At 47.7% G+C, this 18,715-nt stretch carries 14 protein-coding genes; 9 read left to right on the plus strand and 5 right to left on the minus strand.

All coding sequences use genetic code 11. From position 1 onward, the window contains the following. Positions 1-23 precede the first annotated feature (23 nt). Positions 24-674 (minus strand): DnaJ domain-containing protein, encoded by a 651-nt coding sequence (locus tag OI18_RS23985; protein WP_052273402.1) that lies wholly within the window; start codon positions 672-674, stop codon positions 24-26. 104 nt (positions 675-778) lie between these two features. Here OI18_RS23985 and OI18_RS19205 point away from each other — a divergent pair, with 104 nt between their 5' ends. Next, positions 779-1,708, plus strand: a complete 930-nt coding sequence (locus OI18_RS19205; RefSeq protein ID WP_052273403.1) for a polysaccharide deacetylase family protein — start codon at positions 779-781, stop codon at positions 1,706-1,708. Positions 1,709-1,829: 121 nt separating this feature from the next. Here the strand turns inward: OI18_RS19205 and gcvP are convergent, their stop codons facing one another. Next, entirely contained in the window at positions 1,830-4,700 is a 2,871-nt protein-coding gene (gene gcvP / locus OI18_RS19210; protein ID WP_039142781.1) for an aminomethyl-transferring glycine dehydrogenase, read from the minus strand. A 195-nt stretch (positions 4,701-4,895) separates the two neighbouring features. On the opposite strand from gcvP, the gene OI18_RS19215 reads away from it, so the two are divergent. After that, complete coding sequence (locus OI18_RS19215; protein ID WP_039142783.1) at positions 4,896-5,378, plus strand: YkgJ family cysteine cluster protein; 483 nt, start codon at positions 4,896-4,898, stop codon at positions 5,376-5,378. 20 nt (positions 5,379-5,398) lie between these two features. Then, positions 5,399-7,654 carry a monovalent cation:proton antiporter family protein gene (locus OI18_RS19220; RefSeq protein WP_039142785.1) on the plus strand — a complete coding sequence of 752 codons (2,256 nt, stop codon included), beginning with the start codon at positions 5,399-5,401 and terminating at the stop codon, positions 7,652-7,654. 10 nt (positions 7,655-7,664) lie between these two features. On the opposite strand, the gene OI18_RS19225 is transcribed toward OI18_RS19220, so the two are convergent. From OI18_RS19225 to folK, 3 genes are read right to left on the minus strand one after another with little or no spacing between them, the layout of a single operon-like run. Next, positions 7,665-8,921, minus strand: coding sequence for an MFS transporter (locus OI18_RS19225; protein ID WP_052273404.1), 1,257 nt, complete (start codon positions 8,919-8,921; stop codon positions 7,665-7,667). A gap of 9 nt (positions 8,922-8,930) precedes the next feature. Next, the gene (locus OI18_RS19230) at positions 8,931-9,563 is read right to left on the minus strand and encodes a deoxynucleoside kinase (protein ID WP_039142793.1); all 633 of its coding nucleotides are present in this window, start codon (positions 9,561-9,563) and stop codon (positions 8,931-8,933) included. Positions 9,564-9,603: 40 nt separating this feature from the next. Next, positions 9,604-10,083, minus strand: a complete 480-nt coding sequence (folK, locus tag OI18_RS19235; protein WP_039142794.1) for a 2-amino-4-hydroxy-6-hydroxymethyldihydropteridine diphosphokinase — start codon at positions 10,081-10,083, stop codon at positions 9,604-9,606. A gap of 59 nt (positions 10,084-10,142) precedes the next feature. On the opposite strand from folK, the gene sppA reads away from it, so the two are divergent. The 6 genes from sppA to OI18_RS19265 all read left to right on the plus strand — a co-directional run bounded on the left by sppA (position 10,143) and on the right by OI18_RS19265 (position 18,675). Further along, positions 10,143-11,900, plus strand: a complete 1,758-nt coding sequence (gene sppA, locus OI18_RS19240; RefSeq protein ID WP_039142807.1) for a signal peptide peptidase SppA — start codon at positions 10,143-10,145, stop codon at positions 11,898-11,900. A 24-nt stretch (positions 11,901-11,924) separates the two neighbouring features. Further along, positions 11,925-13,031, plus strand: a complete 1,107-nt coding sequence (locus OI18_RS19245; RefSeq protein ID WP_039142808.1) for an ABC transporter permease — start codon at positions 11,925-11,927, stop codon at positions 13,029-13,031. Positions 13,032-13,041: 10 nt separating this feature from the next. Next, positions 13,042-13,494, plus strand: a complete 453-nt coding sequence (locus OI18_RS19250; RefSeq protein ID WP_039142809.1) for an SRPBCC family protein — start codon at positions 13,042-13,044, stop codon at positions 13,492-13,494. A 22-nt stretch (positions 13,495-13,516) separates the two neighbouring features. After that, complete coding sequence (locus OI18_RS19255; RefSeq protein WP_039142877.1) at positions 13,517-14,008, plus strand: DUF2911 domain-containing protein; 492 nt, start codon at positions 13,517-13,519, stop codon at positions 14,006-14,008. Positions 14,009-14,233: 225 nt separating this feature from the next. Next, positions 14,234-17,362 carry a SusC/RagA family TonB-linked outer membrane protein gene (locus tag OI18_RS19260; protein ID WP_039142810.1) on the plus strand — a complete coding sequence of 1,043 codons (3,129 nt, stop codon included), beginning with the start codon at positions 14,234-14,236 and terminating at the stop codon, positions 17,360-17,362. Between the two features lie 17 nt (positions 17,363-17,379). Next, complete coding sequence (locus OI18_RS19265; RefSeq protein ID WP_052273405.1) at positions 17,380-18,675, plus strand: RagB/SusD family nutrient uptake outer membrane protein; 1,296 nt, start codon at positions 17,380-17,382, stop codon at positions 18,673-18,675. The last annotated feature ends 40 nt before the right edge of the window (positions 18,676-18,715 follow it).

The raw sequence follows: 18,715 nt of genomic DNA on the forward strand, positions 1-18,715 counted from the left end.
ATAGTCGCTGCATTCTCCAGGTATTAAGCGGATGTATAAATAAAATAACAGATCAATAAAGCTATCAAAAGCATCACTATTCCTTTGTATTTATCCCATAAATATTGCTGCTTTTTTTTCCGGATGGCATTGTGGATGGACAGAATGAGCTGGTTATCGGTGCCGGCTATGCGAACAAGCTTGGCTGCCAAAGCAGAAAGAAAATTGTAAGGCAGGGGCTGGATGCTTGTCAACACAGATGTCACAATCTCCCGGTTAACCTCAAATTGCCCTTTGTCTGAAAGCATGTTTACATGGTGTTCATTCAGCAACTGGTGTATTTGCCTTTCCAGTGCATCATGATTCATTCTGAATACATCAAGTGAGGCTACATATTTTTCAACATGGCGGGCTTGTTGCAACAACAGCTCCGGGGTCGCTTCCCGGAATGCGCCTACGGGCGCGGAGGAAAAGCCGTGTTGCCAGCGTTTGTGGTTGTATTCGCTGCGCCTTACGGGGTTGCTCAGCACTTCGTATGCCTCCTTTATCTCGCGGAAATGATGGATCGCAAATGGATTTCCGGTATTACGATCGGGGTGGTATCGCATGGCAAGTTTTCTGAATGCCTTCTTGATGGCAGCGTCTGTTGCTCCAGGTGTGATCTCAAGAATTTCATAGTAGTCTTTCAATGCCATACTGCCACGCGAAGGTAAACAGGGAAGAGTAATTTCTTAAACCGGATAACAAAACCGAGATTGCGTCGTTGTTATAAAGTAAAACATCCAGTATCTGTCTGACTATGAAAAACTGCTTAAATTTCAGTATCCGTACCGCGGCCTTCGGGCTGTTAATAGGTTCCCTGGTATCCTGTGAATGGAAAGAGCCTGCCGCCCAGGCCAGTGTATTAAAACCAGGACCTGCACCTGCAAAAACAGAAGCGTCCGCAAACACTGCTGCAAACCATGCATCCCCGGCAGAAGCTGCACCTCCCGCAGGCACAGTAAAAATCGAACCAGCATCAACGCCCGCAGCGGAAATTATGGCCAGGAAACAAGTGCCCATCCTGTGTTATCACCAGGTACGGGATTACCGGCCCACGGATTCAAAGTCAGCCCGCGACTATATTGTTCCAACTGCAGATTTTAAAGCGCAGATGAAGGGCCTGGCAGACAGCGGTTATACCACGATCCTGCCTGAACAATTATACCAGTACCTCAGCTCCGGCACGCAATTGCCTGAAAAGTCCGTAATGATCACGTTCGACGACGGCTGTGATGAGCAGTTCGATATTACCCGCGACATTTTGAAACCCCTTGATTTCAAGGCTGCCTTTTTCATTATGACAGTATCGGTAAACCGGCCAAACTTCATGCGTGCAGAACAGTTGAAGCAACTTTCTGATGAAGGTCATTCTATCGGTTTACATACGTGGGACCACCATAACGTGAAACAATACCAGGGCGATGATTGGGTAAAGCAGATCGAAAAGCCTAAAGCACAACTGGAAAAAATCACCGGCCGTCCTGTTCAGTTCTTCGCATATCCATTCGGGCTATGGAACCAGGCTGCCATTCCTGAGTTGAAGTCACGCGGTATGGTTGCTGCCTTTCAACTTTCAACCCCTAGGCTGGCCGAATCTCCGCTCTATACAATCAGGAGAATTATTGTGCCTGGTGGCTGGACTGGAGCGCAGTTAGTCAACAGGATGAAATCCGGATTTAAAGGCTGACCATGATACTCCTTCAAATTCAGCATTAGTTACGCCCATAAAAGACAAAAGGTCAATGAATTATTTCATTGACCTTTTTCTATTCACTTATTCACCTATTCACTTACCGATAAACCGTAGTTCAACTAACGGCTTCTTCGTAAGCGCTTACAGGTTCACAGGTACAGATCAGGTTTCTGTCACCCACAGTATTATTCACCCTTCCAACTGATGGCCAGAATTTGTTTTCCTTTACATAGTCGAGCGGGAAAGCAGCCTGCTGACGGCTATATGGACGTTGCCACTCATCGGCAGTGATCACAAACTGTGTATGTGGGGCGTTTTTCAAAACGTTGTTTGTTTTGTCCGCCGTACCATTTTCAACCGCCGCAATTTCCTCACGGATAGCCAGCAGCGCATCACAGAACCTGTCGAGCTCCGCTTTGTCCTCGCTTTCTGTCGGTTCGATCATGATGGTTCCGGGAACAGGGAAACTCATTGTCGGAGCGTGAAAGCCATAGTCCATCAGTCGTTTTGCAATGTCTTCCGCTTCAATGCCGGCACTGGTCTTGAACGGTCTCAGGTCCACAATAAATTCGTGTGCACAGGTTCCGTTATGGCTGGTATAAAGGATCGGGTAAGCCGATTCCAGCCTCGCCTTCATATAGTTTGCATTCAGAATTGCATATTCAGTTGAAGCTTTCAGTCCACTTGCTCCCAACATCCTGCAGTATGCGTAGCTGATCAGTAAAATGGAAGCAGATCCATAGGGCGCTGCTGATACAGCAGATTTTCCGTCACCGAGTGACCAGTGACCGGGAAGGTGAGGAGCGAGGTGAGACTTCACGCAGATGGGCCCCATTCCAGGTCCACCACCACCGTGAGGAATCGCAAATGTCTTGTGCAGGTTCAGGTGGCACACATCTGCCCCGATCAGTCCGGGTGAAGTGAGTCCTACCTGTGCATTCATATTGGCGCCATCAAGGTATACCTGTCCGCCGTGCTGGTGCACCACATCACAGATATCTTTAACACCTTCTTCGAAAATGCCATACGTGCTCGGGTAAGTGATCATCGTACCCGCGAGGTTTGCACTATGTTGTTCAGCTTTCGCTTTAAAGTCGTCAACATCTATATAACCATTTTCCAGTGCCTTTACCACCACTACTTTCATTCCGGCCATTACGGCTGACGCCGGGTTGGTACCATGTGCCGAAATCGGGATGAGGATCACGTTGCGGTGACCATGGCCAGTAGCAATATGGTAATTCCTGATGGCAAGCAGTCCGGCATATTCACCCTGTGCGCCACTGTTTGGCTGCATGCTGCAGGCATCGAGGCCGGTGATATTGCAAAGGAATGCCGACAGTTCGGAGATCACCTGCTGGTATCCTGCTGCCTGGTCAACCGGGGCAAAGGGATGGATGCGGCTGAAGTGGCTCCAGCTCAATGGAATCATTTCAGTTGCTGCATTCAGCTTCATAGTACAGCTTCCCAGGGAGATCATGGAAGTATTCAGCGAAAGATCCTTGTTTTCCAGCGATTTGATATACCGCATCATCTGGCTTTCACTGCGGTGCGAGTTGAACACCGGGTGGGTCAGGTAGAGTGAAGTACGGGTAAGAGAGGATGGGATGTTATCCAGTGACGCCTCGTTATCAAATATAACGCTGCTGGTATCTTCACCAATTGAAGCCGCAAAAACGGAAACAATATCCAGTACATCAGACTGTGTGGTTGTTTCATCCAGGGAGATTCCAATTGTATTTTCTGAATAATAAAAGTTGATCTGCTGGTTGAGGGCATTTTCCCTTACTGCATCAACATTGTTAGTGCTTACGTGGATGGTGTCAAAGAAATTCTGATTAATAACTTCGAAACCGAGGTTGCCGAGTTCAATGGCCAGGGTCCGCGTAAGTAATGCTGTGCGCTTCGCTATGTTACGCAGGCCGGCGGGGCCGTGATAAACAGCGTACATCGCCGCCATGTTGGCAAGCAGTGCCTGGGCAGTGCAGATGTTTGAAGTTGCTTTCTCGCGTTTAATGTGCTGCTCGCGGGTTTGAAGGGCCATGCGGAGTGCACGGTTGCCGGCAGCATCAACGCTAACACCAATTATCCTTCCCGGTATGGATCGCTTGAAATCATCTTTCGCACTAAAGAAAGCGGCATGCGGTCCACCATATCCAAGTGGAACACCGAAACGCTGCGCAGAACCAAAGGCCACGTCGGCACCCAGTTCACCCGGCGGGGTAAGCAGTGTGAGCGCGAGCAGGTCGGTTGCCATAGCAACATAGCCGCCCACAGAATGAATTGTATTAATGAATGAACGGAAGTCTTCAATGCTGCCGTCTTCACCAGGGTACTGGATGAGTGCACCGAAATAACTGTTATCAATAGCCGCATTCCGGTAGTCGCCAAATACCACTTCTATTCCAATTGGATTAGCCCGGGTGATCAGCAGGTCCTTGGTCTGGCGGAAAACATTGTTGTCAACGAAAAACCGGGGCTGGTTGATCTGCTCCGTCCTGTTTACATGGTGAAAGAACATGTTCATAGCCTCAGCAGCTGCCGTAGCTTCGTCAAGAAGGGAAGCGTTGGCCAGCGGCAAACCGGTAAGATCACTGATCATGGTCTGGTAGTTAAGCAGACTTTCCAGCCTTCCCTGGGAGATCTCCGCCTGGTACGGTGTGTATTGGGTATACCATCCCGGGTTCTCAAAAATATTCCGGAGAATCACACTAGGGGTGATGGTATCATAATATCCCTGGCCAATGTAGTTCCTGAAAACCTTGTTTTTAAGTGAAATTTCTTTCAGCTCTTTCAACAGCTGTGCTTCACTGACAGCATCAGGTACGGAAAGCTCATCTTTTTTACGGATCGAAGCCGGGATGGTGCGGTCGATCAATTCTTCCAGGCGTTTGTATCCTGTAACAGCAAGCAGTTCCTTAGTCGAGGACAAAGTGCCTATGTGACGGGCAGGAAATTCATTCGATTGTGATTGGAATAAATTCATATTAGTAACGGGTTGACCTTTTTTCGATGCGCAAAGGTACAATTGTAGTTGGATCTTTAAGAAGTGGTTGAGAATTCAATCAGATATGTGAATTTAACAGTATATTAAAAGCTGGGTAAAATCGGTTCATTGTGCAGCTTCGGGATTCCGTTCCGGCCGTTTACGTGTAAATTGCAGGCTTAAATGTCGAAAAACATGTCACATCCGCTCCTGCAGAACTGGCAAAAAAAGAGCAAAGAGCGGCAAAAACACTATAAACAGCTGCTCCAGACCGTAAACAGGCAGAAAACATATGAGCAGTTGCCCGAACTTCATGAAGAGGCATTCAGTCACATTAACTGCCTCGATTGCGCTGCCTGTTGTAAGAATTATTCGCCCCGTTTTAAAACAACGGATATCAAAAGGATCAGCCGCCACCTGAAAATGAAGGAAAGTGTTTTTATTGATACTTATCTTCGGTTGGACGAGGATGGCGATTACGTTACAAAATCAAAACCCTGTCCCTTTTTAGGTGCTGATAATGCGTGCAGTATATATGATGAACGTCCTTCCGATTGCGCCAGGTTTCCATACACCGATGAAGATGTGCTGCTGAAAAGGCCAGCCATCACCCTGATGAACAGTAGTTTTTGTCCGGCCGTTTATTATGTGCTGGAAAAGATTTCACAGATTAAATAATATTAACCAATCGTCTGCCTATGGCCCACCTGCCCAAACTCATTGAAGACCTGGCATTGATTCTCGGAGCTGCCGCTGTAACAACCTTAATATTCAAACGGCTCAGGCAGCCGCTCGTACTCGGATATATAATCGCTGGCCTGCTGGTAGGGCCGAACATCTCAATAGTTCCCACTGTCGTTGATACAAAAAATATTAATATCCTGGCTGAAATCGGGGTGGTGTTCCTGTTGTTCAGCCTTGGACTTGAGTTCAGCTTCAAAAAGCTTGCACGTGTCGGTGGCACCGCCTCAATTACTGCGATCGTGGAGATTGTCGGCATGTTGCTTATCGGTTACCTCACTGGCCAGGTAATGGGCTGGTCGGTGATGGACTCAGTCTTTTTAGGCGGCATCCTTTCCATTTCATCCACAACCATCATTATACGCGCATTTGAAGAACTTGGTGTCAAGAACAAGCAATTTGCACGGATTGTGTTCGGGGTGCTGATAGTTGAAGACCTTGTTGCAATTCTATTACTGGTTTTACTTTCGACACTTGCTGTAAGCATACAGTTCGCTGGCTCTGAAATGCTCTTTTCCGTCTTGAAACTGCTGTTCTTTCTTTCCCTGTGGTTCCTGGCAGGAATCTTTTTGCTGCCGACACTGTTGAGGCTGGCAAAGCCACTGCTTAGTGATGAAACTCTCCTGATACTATCACTGGGCTTGTGTCTCGGTATGGTTGTACTGGCAACCCAGGTTGGCTTTTCTCCGGCACTTGGTGCCTTTGTGATGGGTTCCATTCTTGCAGAAACAACAATGGCTGAAAAGATTGAGCACCTGGTGATGCCGGTGAAAGACCTGTTCGCTGCCGTTTTCTTTGTATCCGTCGGTATTCTCATAGATCCCAATACCATTATTGAATATGGTGTACCCGTGTTGATCATTACCCTGCTCACGATCTTTGGTAAGTTCTTTACTTCCACACTGGGTGCGGTATTAAGCGGACAACCACTCAAACAGTCTGTCCAGACCGGGATGAGCCTTGCACAGATCGGTGAATTTTCTTTCATTATCGCAACACTGGGCGTTTCGCTTAAAGTGACAAGTGATTTCCTGTACCCAATTGCCGTTGCGGTGTCAGCAATAACTACATTCACTACTCCGTACCTGATTCGCTTCTCCGGACCGTTTTATGATTTTCTGAACCGTATTGTGCCGGCACGCACCATGACCGCAATTAATAAGTATGCATCAGGCACCCGGCAGATCCAGGCTGAAAGTGACTGGAAGATCGTGCTGAAGTCGTACCTGACCATCATACTTAGCAATGGGGTAATTATTATTGCCATCATTCTCCTGTCCACAACTTTCCTGGCGCCTTTTCTCGCATCGCGTTTCCAGAATGCCTGGGTGGCACATATCTCCGCGGTTGTCCTGACACTTGTTGCCACAGCACCTTTCCTGTGGGCACTGATGGTACGTAAACCGAATTCGCTGGCCTTTGCAAATCTGTGGCTGGATAAAAAGTATAACCGGGGTCCGCTGCTGATCATTGAGATCTCAAGAAATATCCTGGCGGTTCTGCTTTTCGGGTTCCTGGTAGACAGGCTGTTTTCAGGTTTGATAGCTTTTGTAGTAGCCATCTTAGTTTTTGCAATCGTGATGTTCATCTTCTCAAAAAGGCTGCAGTCCTTTTATGCCCGCATAGAGCACCGCTTCCTGAAGAACCTGAATGCCCGGGAACTGGCCGCCTCTGACAAGGATTCTCCTCTTTCTCCATGGGACGCACACCTGGCAACGCTGACCGTGAGCCCCGATGTTTCCGGTCTCGGTAAAACTTTGGAAGAATTGGGCTGGCGCGAAAAGTACGGTATCAATATCGCGAATATTGAACGGGGACAAAGAAACATCGAGATTCCCTCGAGGTATGAACGCATCTTTCCCCATGATCGGTTATCCGTGATCGGTACCGACCAGCAATTGCAGCTGTTCAGGGAAGAAGTGGAAACCGACAGGGAGTTGACTGAGACACCAACCGATAGCGCCGATATTGCACTGGTAAGTATTATCGTGGATGAACATAACCACCTGCGTGGACAAACCATCCGCGATTCCGGGATCCGCGAAAAAACAAATGGCCTTGTAGTGGGTATCGAAAGAGGTGAACACCGGATGCTGAATCCTGCGTCCAATACCATTTTTGAATGGGATGACGTGGTGTGGATCGTAGGTGACCGGAAGAAGATCGCGAGACTGTCGCAGGATGAAGAAACGATCCGCAAAGCCATTCGTTGAGACTTTGGCCTTAATATTCCATTTTGCGCAGCGCCGGTGATTTGAACCAGGTGGTGGTCACTATCAAAATTGTCATACAGCCCCCGAACACCACGGAAGGTACAAGTCCCATCAGTCTTGCTGCAACGCCGCTTTCAAACTGGCCGATCTCATTACTGCTGTTGATGAACATGCTGTTGACACTCATTACGCGTCCACGCATATCATCGGGTGTTTTCAGCTGGAGGATAGTACCGCGCACGACCACGCTTACTCCATCGAGCATGCCGCTCAGTAACAATGCAATGAAGGAAAGATAGAATGTGCGTGAAAGCGCGAACACAACAATGCATGCGCCAAATCCGCCAACGGCATAGAATAATTTTTTACCCTGCGCTTTCTTCATGGGAAAAAATGTCAGCAGTAACACAATGCAGATGGCGCCAATATCGGCTGCCGCATTCAGCCACCCGAACCCGATAGGACCTACCTTCAGCACTTCTTTCGCAAATACCGGTACCATAGCAACAGCACCACCGAATAGTACGGCGAAAAGATCGAGGGTAAGCGCACCGAGGACTTCTTTAGTTTTAAATACGAAATTCAACCCTTCCTGCACGCTTTCCCAGGTCTTTTGCTTTCCTGCAATTGTGGCTGGCGGCTTGGGCAGAAGCCGGGTCAGCAGGATCAGTCCTATGAATATCAGGCTGCAGATGACGATCAGCGTGCCTGTTGTCTGAAAGCCCGCAATCAGGAAACCGGCTGTCGCATGCCCGGTAACAGAAGCGGTAAGCCATGTTCCCTGGTTCCAGGTTGTGGCATTCGCCAGCATTTCTCGGGGTACAATCTGTGCAAGGATCGCAGAAAAGGAGGGACCGGTGAAGGAACGGACTATGCCTGTAATAAAAATAACTGAGTAGATTCCGGATACGATGATCACTTTCGCTGATCCGTGTGTAAATGAATAGGAGAGTACAAGCAGAATAAAGGCACAGGACAAATAAGAAAATACCCCGCGCAGCAATAGCTTTCGCTTGTCGGAGAGGTCAATGACGTGGCCTGCATATAAAGCGAGCCCTATAGCTGGTATTGCTTCGGCAAGTCCTACAAGTCCCATTGCCAACGGATCACTGGTCAGTTCGTAAAGCCACCACCCTACAAGTGTTCCCATCATGCGAAGGGCCATAATGAAAACAAATCTTCCCATCAACAGGAACCTGAATTCAGGAAGCCGCATACTCGCAAAAGGATCAGACTGAAGTTGCCGGGTGGTTTTTATTTCGCTCATTGGTCACAGTTAGGGCAGCGCAATAAAGTGCTGGCCGTATTCATAATCTTTTTCCAGCGCATCCAATATCACTTTAAGATGATTCTCGTTGCCAAGGAAATCAGCATTCCCCGCATCCACAAACAGGGTCTTGATGTTATGCTGTTTGATGTAATGGGTATAAGTCTCCTGGATACTGAACAGGTAGTCATCCGGAATTGCCTGTTCATAAGGCCTGTTTCGTTTGCGGATATTTTCCTGCAACTTCTGCACCGGGGCATGCAGGTAGATCAGGATCTCCGGCTGTACAAGTTGCTGGTGAATTATGTCGAACAGCCGCTGGTATAACCTGAATTCTTCTTCAGGAAGATTCACTTTCGCAAACAGGAGACATTTGGTAAAAAGGTAATCGGAAACTGTCACACTTTGGAACAGGTCTTTGGTATGGATGAGTTCTTTAAGCTGTTTATAACGTTCCGCCATAAAGAACAGTTCCAGCGGAAAGGCGAACTGGGAAGGGTTCTCATAAAATTTAGGCAGAAAAGGATTGTCTGCAAACGCTTCCAGTACCAGCCTGGCGTTATAATGCCGCGATAACAGGTGAGCAAGAGTCGTTTTGCCTGCACCAATATTTCCCTCAATCGTGATAAAGTGATAGTTCATCTGGAATGCACAAAGAAAATGGAAACATTTTGATGAGCAGTCAGATTTTTTTCACCGGCAGTGTATCGTTGCATTCTTCCAGCAGCCGGGTAATTGTTTTGCCTGTCACAGGATGAACCAGGTCTGGTGCGATCTCTGCCAGTGGCACAAGGGCAAACCGCCGGTTCTGCATCTCCGGATGCGGGATATGGATGTGACCGCTATTGTGAATCTCCTGGTCAAAGAGCAGGATATCTATATCTATGATCCTCGGGCCATATTTTTCGGCCCTTTTCCTGCCGATCTTTTCTTCCACGAGAAGCAATGTTGTCATCAGGTCCGCTGCTGAAAGCGGTGTATTAACCTGCAATACCTGGTTAAGGAAGCTGGCCTGGTCGGTAACACCCCATGCTGCGGTTTCATAAATACCGGAGACCGCTGTAATTCTACCTGCCAGGATCCGGATAAGGTCTGCTGCCTGGGTGAGGTAACCAATACGGTTTCCCATGTTCCCGCCAATAAGCAGGTAAGCAATATGCATAGTTTGTGTACTTTACAGTTCCAAATATCCGGTAATCCGGACTTTAATCGAGTTATCATATGGCACAATTCTTTAAATACTTTTTCGCTGCATTGCTTGCCCTGGTCGTTTTTTGCGTGCTTGCTGTTTTCCTGTTAGTCGGTATCGCGAGTTCAATTGCTTCAAAGGAACAGGTTGTTCTGAATGATCACTCCGTACTTTTCGTTGATCTTGGAAGGCCGATTGCCGAACAGGGAGAAGAGAACCCGTTGGCACCACTCACCGGCGACGACGAAGTTGAGCAACCGGGAGTATTCGATATTGTCCGCATGATAAATTTCGCAAAATCGGATGACCAGGTTGATGGACTTTATCTCAAGTGCGGATCAAATGCAAATGGTTTCGGAACCAATGAAGAAATCAGGAACGCCCTTAAGGATTTCCGATCATCAGGAAAATTCGTGATCGCTTTTGGTGAGGTGTTGACACAACAAGCCTATCATGTGGCAAATGTGGCTGATAAAGTGTATGCACATCCTAAAGGTGGGGTTGACTGGAAAGGCTTTGGACTGCAATACGTCTTTTTTAAGAAGGCTCTTGACCGGCTGGAAATTGAACCACAGATTTTCTATGCGGGTAAATTCAAAAGTGCGACTGAGCCATTCCGTGAGGAGGAAATGACAGCCGCGAACGAGCTGCAGTCGAAGGTTTTGCTGGAAGATCTTTACAGCCATTTCCTCTCGCAGGCGGCTTCAGCCAGGAAACTCGATACCGCAAGACTCCGGTCCCTGGCCGACAGTAATCTCCTGCGGTCAACACAAGATGCGGTCCATGCCGGACTCTTGGATGGTGCAAAATATGAAGACGAAGTAAAGGAGGAAATAAGAAGGAAGACAAGCGACAAAACCATTGACCAGATCAACTTTGTTTCCCTCGCCAAATATTCCCAGGCTGTCAATTATAAGGCCGGTAAAGGAACTGAACGTATTGCTATCATTTATGCGCAGGGAAATATTGTTGATGGCAACGGTGATGATAATGAAATTGGTGGTGACAGGTTCCGTCGGTATATCAGGAAAGCAAGGTTGGATGAAAAGATAAAAGCTATCGTAGTGCGGATCAACTCCGGCGGCGGAAGTGCCATGGCAAGTGAAAATATGTGGCGGGAAATCAGTCTTGCCAGGAAAGACAAGCCGGTCGTGGTTAGTTATGGAGATGTCGCAGCTTCCGGTGGCTATTATATGGCCTGTAATGCAGACAGTATTTTTGCATTACCTAATACGATCACCGGCTCCATCGGGGTGTTTGCTATCATTCCAAACATGCAGGGTTTTTTCCGTGATAAGATCGGTGTCACATTCGACGGGGTGGAAACAAGTCCGCATGCCAATGCACCATCAGTATCTGAGCCACTTACAGAAACGGAAAGAAGGTTTTTCCAGGCTGATGTGGACAGCATTTACCAGACATTTCTTTCCAGGGTTGCCGAGGGTCGGAATATGAAGGTTGCTGATGTTGACAGTGTTGGCCAGGGCCGGGTATGGACAGGTAACAGAGCTATTACCATTGGGTTGGTGGACCGTATCGGCGGAATGTCGGATGCTATGGCAGCCGCCGCAAAACTGGCAAAACTGAAAGAATACCGGATCCGGGAATATCCTGAAAAGGTCAACCTGCTGGAAAGGCTGACAGGTTCTCAAAAGCACACGGTTGAATCCCGTTTGATCCGCAGGGAACTGGGGGAGGAACTGACTAAAATCTTCGAAGAATGGAAGCAGATAAAATCATCTATCGGTAAAGTGCAGGCCAGGATGCCCTTCAATATTATTTTTAAGTGATCCTGCACACCCTAATCCATTCATATGTCCCAGCCGTATAGCCAGTTCAGGGCCTTACTTGCCATTACCCGGGCAAGCCTGAAGGCTGTTCTGAGAAGTCCGTCTGCCGTTATTTTCAGCATTTTCTTTCCGCTGATCTTTATCCTCGTATTCGGGTTCATCGGCGGCAGCAGTGGTCCCACCTACAGGATAGCGCTTGCGCATGGCAGTGATACTTCCAATATAATACTCGATAGCCTTAAGAAATTCAGCAATATCAGGTTCGTTAACGCAGACGATAGTGTGGCACTGGATGCTGATCTCCGGAAAGGCAGGATCACGGGCGTGCTCGATATTACCCGGATAATCGAAACATCGGATCAAGCGCGCTACCAGGTTCATTTTTATGCTACAACAGCCAGCGCAGATAAATTCTCTACTTTTCTTCCGTTGCTGGAAAACACGATAACCCGGATCGACAGGGCCCGGATGCAGGGCGCATCCACCACCGGCAACGTGATCCCGGTTATCCGGCAGGTAAGGAAATACCGGACAATTGATTTCATCCTGCCGGGCCAATTGGGTTTCTCGTTATTAAGTGCCGGCGTTTTTGGCGTGGCATTTCTTTTTTTCAATCTAAGGCAACAGCTTGTCATCAAACGATTTTTTGCCACACCGGTAAGTAAAACGGCGATCGTTCTTGGTGAAGGATTAAGCCGGGTCATTTTCCAGTTGCTGACAGCTATAATAATTATTGGGATCGGGCATTTTGCCTTCCAGTTTACTCTGGTTCATGGCTGGATGACTTTCCTGGAAATTATGGTGCTCAGTTTTATTGCATTACTGGTTTTCATGGGATTCGGGTTTATTGTAAGCGGTCTCGCCAAAACGGAAGGCAGTATTCCGCCGTTCGCAAACATCATTACGTTGCCGCAGTTCCTGCTGGCCGGCACGTTCTTCTCCGTAGATGCATTCCCGGCATGGCTGCAACCGCTTTGCCGGATGCTGCCCCTGACTTACTTCAATGATGCAATGCGAAAGATTGCATTTGAAGGTGCCCATTTAACAGACTGCTGGCCGCAGATAGGAGTGCTGCTGCTTTGGGGGGCAATCGTGTATATTGCAGCCATTAAAATTTTCAAGTGGGAATAAAACTATCGTCATGCGGGTAATTAAACTAATGCTGATCAGTGCAGTGATTTTGTTTGGACTGATGACGCTGATCTCCCTCATGATCCCTTCACATGTCCGGATCTCGAGGGCTATTGATATCAATGCGGCAAAGCCTCAGCTGATGCCGCTAATACAACAGCGCGATGAATGGCCGCGTTGGAATGCATACGCGAAGGAACCCGGCAGGTTCGATATCAGTATAGTTGAAAGCAACGATTCTCTGGTAGTCAGCCGTTGGAAGGCAGGTGGCAAAGATTTTACCAGCGGGATGGCGGTATATGAACCACGCCAGGGAATTCTTACGGTCCAATGGTATTTTGACTTCCGCTTAAAATGGTACCCCTGGGAAAAATTTGGCAGTATAATGTTTGACAGGCAACTTGGTTCCCCCATGGAAGAAAGCCTGGTAAACCTGAAACAACTTGCAGAAGCAGATCGTTAAAATGAAATATAAACACAGAAATATGAAACACCTGTCGGTTGCAGTGCTGGCTCTTCTCTTTTTGCTGCTCTCCTGCATGCAGGAAAGGAAAAGTCCTCACGAAACCATTACCAATGGCAATGTGAGTGTCACCTATGGCAGGCCGTCAATGAAAGGCCGGAATATCTTCGGTACACTCGTACCTTATGGTGAGGTCTGGCGCGCAGGTGCAGACGAAGCAACGGAGATCAAATTCAGTAGCGATGGAACATTCGGTGGAAAGCCGGTGAGCGCGGGTACCTATACGTTGTTCGTGATCCCGTCGGAGAAAGAATGGAACGTAATCCTAAACAGCGAGCTGAAACAGTGGGGTGCATATGAATATGACAAGTTTAAAGACAAGAACGTTGTGGAAGTGTCTGCACCAGTAGAAACAATGCAAGCCCCGGTGGAGATGTTTACCGTCCGCTTTACCGATAAACAAATGATAATGGAGTGGGAGAGGTCAAGGGTTTCTCTACCCGTCACCCCCTGATATAACCGTCCAGATAAAAAAGCTGCTGCCAAGCAGCTTTTTTTTGTTCACGATTGCCAGTTATTGCGGGGAATCTAAAAATTAGATGCAGCTTTATGCGGTTTTAACCGGATTTTCCATATATTCAGTTGACGATTGCATCTAATGCGTTTATACCTGACCGTTCCCAGGTATTCGTAACCCGTAAGTGTTTCCTTCATCATTGAATAATTCAAAACTAGCTGTATGAAAAATGGATCCCTTCATTTATTTTTTCTCAGGCGATTGTGGTTACCGGTTTTATGCTGCTGCCTGGGCTTTGCTGCTTCGGCGCAGGTCCGGATAAGTGGCAAGGTGACTACTGCAAAAGGGCAACCGGCCACGGGGATAACGGTGGTGGTTAAGAATACAACAAGTGGCACGTCAACCGGTGCAGATGGCAATTATGAAATAAGTGCGCCATTGAAGCCGGGAAGTTACCAGCTCGAATTTTCCGGCATTGGTTTCAAGACGCAGCTGTCGCAGGTCACAGTGGGTGATGCAACGACTTATGATGTAAATGTTCAGCTGGTCGAAGATGCCATGGGGCTCGATGAAGTAATTGTAACCGGTACTTCAGCAGGTACAACCAAGAAACAGCTTGGAAGTTATATCAGCACAGTAAAAGCAGAAGATCTGAATAAAGGAGCTTCATCGAATGTGCTGGCTTCATTGCAGGGTAAGACAGCGGGAGCGCAGATAACCCAGAACTCAGGTGATCCTGCCGGTGGCATGTCTGTTCGCCTGAGGGGCATTAGCTCCATCAACAGTTCATCAGAACCCCTCTACATTGTAGACGGTATTATCATTAACAATTCAACTAACCGGGTAACCAATACGCAGGGTAACTACGATGGTCAGAACTTTGTCGGTTCGATCGGAACCAATCGCCTTGCGGACATAAACCCCGCTGATATTGAAAGGGTAGAAGTTTTGAATGGCGCCGCGGCTGCCGCAATTTATGGAAGCCGGGCAAATGCCGGTGTGGTACAGATCTTTACTAAAAGGGGATCTACAGGAGCGCCGGTTGTAAGTTTCAGTACCAGCGTAATGGTAAGTGAACTGAGGAATAAAGTTCCGGTTAGTAATGCGCCTACGAAATTTGGCGGCACTCCCGATGAATTCACGCAGGATATTATTACCTCCGTTGGAACTCCGCCGGCACTGTTGACCAATACTACTGCCGTGCAGCGTTATGACTATAACGATTATATTTTCAGGACTGGCGTCGGAACCGACAATAACGTTTCGGTTACTGGTGGCCGTGATAAAACGAAATATTACCTCTCGGGTTCTTATTTCTACAACCAGGGAATTATTAAAAACACGGATTTCCAGCGTTACAGTTTCCGGTCAAATATTGACCAGGCAATAGGTGAAAAACTGAATGTCTCACTTAACCTTAATTATATCAACAGTAAAGGAGATGAGAAGCCGGATGGAAACTCCTTTTATTCGCCAATGAACTCCATCAACATCATTGGAAACTTTCATGATATCTGGACGCGCGACGCACTTGGAAACATTAAAGCAGTTGGTGAAAGGGGCCGTGTGAACCCGGTTTCCATCATAGAGGATATTAAACAGAAGCAGGAAACCAGCAGGATCCTTGCAGGCGTAAGCCTGAAGTACAGGCCGATTAAGAACCTGACTTTCGACTATACTTTAGGTATTGATAATTATGCACAAAACGGAACTACTTATATTCCTCCTTTTGCATACAACGTTAACCCGGCATTCTTTGGCGGCGGTATCGGCCTGGATCCTGCACAGAATGGTTATGCGAGCCATGCTACCTACAACTTCTTCCAGATAAACCATGAAGTAAACGGTACATATAATATTGACATAACCAGCAATTTGCAGTCCACCACCCAGGTCGGCTACTCACTGCAGTATGAGAAAAGTGATTATGTGCTTGCGCAGGGAAGGGGATTGCCACCTTATGTGCAAACGGTAACAGGAGCAAGTACACAATTGCCGGGAAACGATTTCAGGGGTGAACTGGCGGTGCAGGGTGCTTATCTCCAGCAGAACTTTAAATTCAATAACCAGCTCTTTGTAACAGGAGCGGTAAGGATGGATGGTTCATCTGTGTTCGGGAAGGACCAGCGTAACCAGGTTTACCTGAAAGCGAGCGGAAGCTATGTACTTTCTTCTGCAGAGTTCTGGGAAAATCTTGGCGTGTCAGGCTGGTGGGATCTGTTCAAGATCCGCGCTGCTTATGGGGAATCAGGTAACCTTACAGGTATAGGTCCATACGACCGGTTTAATGGTTATACCGGTGTGGGTTTTATCGGGCGTAGTTCCTTCACATCATCTGCAACGCTCGCCAATGAAAACATGAAACCGGAGAGGCAGACAGAATTCGAAATAGGTACTGACCTGTCGTTTATGAATAACAGGATCGGACTTCAGTTTAACTGGTACACCAAGAAAGTAAAAGATCTGCTTATCAACAGGGTTATTGCACCCACCACGGGGTATTCCAGCAGGCTCGACAATTTCGGTTCGCTCGAAAATAAAGGAATTGAGCTTGTCCTGAACGCTGCTCCGGTAAGGGGCAAGGACTGGAGATGGGATATAACAGCCATTTACAACCGAAACAGGAATAAAGCGGTGGAAATCGGCCAGGCACTCACACTGCTGAGTACCAACTCCGGTGCTCCTGTTGCCATACTTGAAGGACAACCGGTTGGCGTGTTTTATGGTACTTTCTTTGCCCGTGACGGAAACGGTGCAGAGATCAAAAACACGAACGGAATTCCACTTACCGAAAGGGGAGTGCAGAATGCACCACTGGATTATGACGTGCAGCGCGATCCTACCAGCGGACTTCCTTCGGGCGCAGTATTGCGCAGGATAATCGGAGATCCGAATCCTGACTGGACAGGTTCTCTGGTTAACGAGGTCGGCTATAAAAAATTCGGGCTGAGGGTTCAGATCGATGCAGTGCAGGGCGTAGACGTATTTAATGCCGACTGGCGTACACGGCAGGGCGTAGGGAATGGAAAGGTTGCTGAGCAGGAACATAAAGGTGAAATTCCCCGCGGTTATATCATCGGCGTTTACAACATTGAAGAATGGCGTATTGATGATGGTTCCTTTGTAAAACTTCGTGAAGTTGCCCTCACTTACAATCTGGGCAAAGTTGGAAAAACATTCAGCAATGTAACCTTCCAGCTCGCAGGCAGGAACCTTCATTCATGGGATGATTACAAAGGTTACGATCCTGAAGTAAATGCCGGTGGTCAGAGCACTATTCTCAGAGGTATCGATTTTGGCGCTGTGCCTATTCCCAGGACTTACAGTTTCGGCATCCAGGCTAAATTCTAACCGCAAAAAAATCAAGTATGAAAAATATTATTCTCAAGTATAGCACAGTTGCCCTGCTCGCTCTGGCATTATTATCAATGCCATCATGCAAAATGGAATATACCGACCCGGCACGGCCCCCATTGGAACAGGTTTTCAACACGCCAGCCGGGTTAACGGGTGTATGTGTGGGTTTGCAAAGAACCTATTCTTACAGCCGGGCAAGTAATCTTTATAACATAGTTACGACTACAGGATTAGTGACCCGGGAACTGAGGCTCCTTAACGCAGGTAACCTTCCCGAGGATCAACTGTCTAAAGGAGGCATCTCGGTTGATGGTACCAATACAATGCTTTTGGGCTTATGGACTACAAGCAACAAGATCATTTTTGATGCGGATAATGTGATAGCCAATGCCCCGAAAATTTCAGACCAGGGTTATGCCGCGGGGCTGATTGCCTATGCAAGCCTGTTCAAGGCATTATCGCTCGGTGCAATGTCGATGTATTGGCAGTATATCCCGGATGGTATCGGCGTGAATGTCAACTTTGTTACAAGGGAAGACGGCTTCAGGAAAGCGATCCAGGTTGTGGATAATGCACTGGCAGCACTGGCAGCCAATCCTCCGCCATCTAACTTTTTTTCCAGTATTCCGCCGGGACTAGATATACTGAACGCCCTGCAGGCCGTGAAAGCACGCTATTCTCTTTTTATAGGCGACTATGCCAATGCAATTTCAGCTGCAAATGCGGTGGACCTTACAAAAAAATCCACCTTCAATTTTGCCGCAGCAACGCCTAATCCGATTTTTGAAATCCACGGATCCGGGTTTAACGTGTGTCAGCCTATTGACTCAACTATGGGACTACCACCTTCCCTGGCGCCATCACTATCAGACAAGCGTGTTCCCTTTTATATGAAGCTCAGTACGTCTCCCGCTTCCAGGTGGCAGATGACAGGTTTCGCTACTGCAAGTGAAACGCCGTTTCCCATTTATTTACCGGGAGAAGTAGTGCTGATCAGGGCAGAAGCCCTTGCACGGCAATCAGACCCGGACGGAGCCCTGGCAGAGCTGAATAAAGTGGTAACGAAAACCAATGACATCTATGGGGTAAATGCTGCACTTCCAGCTATTGCAGGACCGCTTACACCGGAGGAGCTCTTAAATGAGATCTATCGCAATCGCTGTATTGAACTGTATATGAGCGGGCTGAAGATGGAAGACATGCGAAGGTTTAACCGGCCGGATGCGGAAATGAGTCGGAAATTTATGCCATACCCATTCAGGGAAAGGGATAATAATTCCAACACTCCTGACGATCCGTTATTCTGATCAGGCTAATTGTTCAGTTTGGTTTATAGTTAGAGGCCGC

The sequence above is a fragment of the Flavihumibacter solisilvae genome (assembly GCF_000814475.1).
GTDB lineage: Bacteria > Bacteroidota > Bacteroidia > Chitinophagales > Chitinophagaceae > Flavihumibacter > Flavihumibacter solisilvae.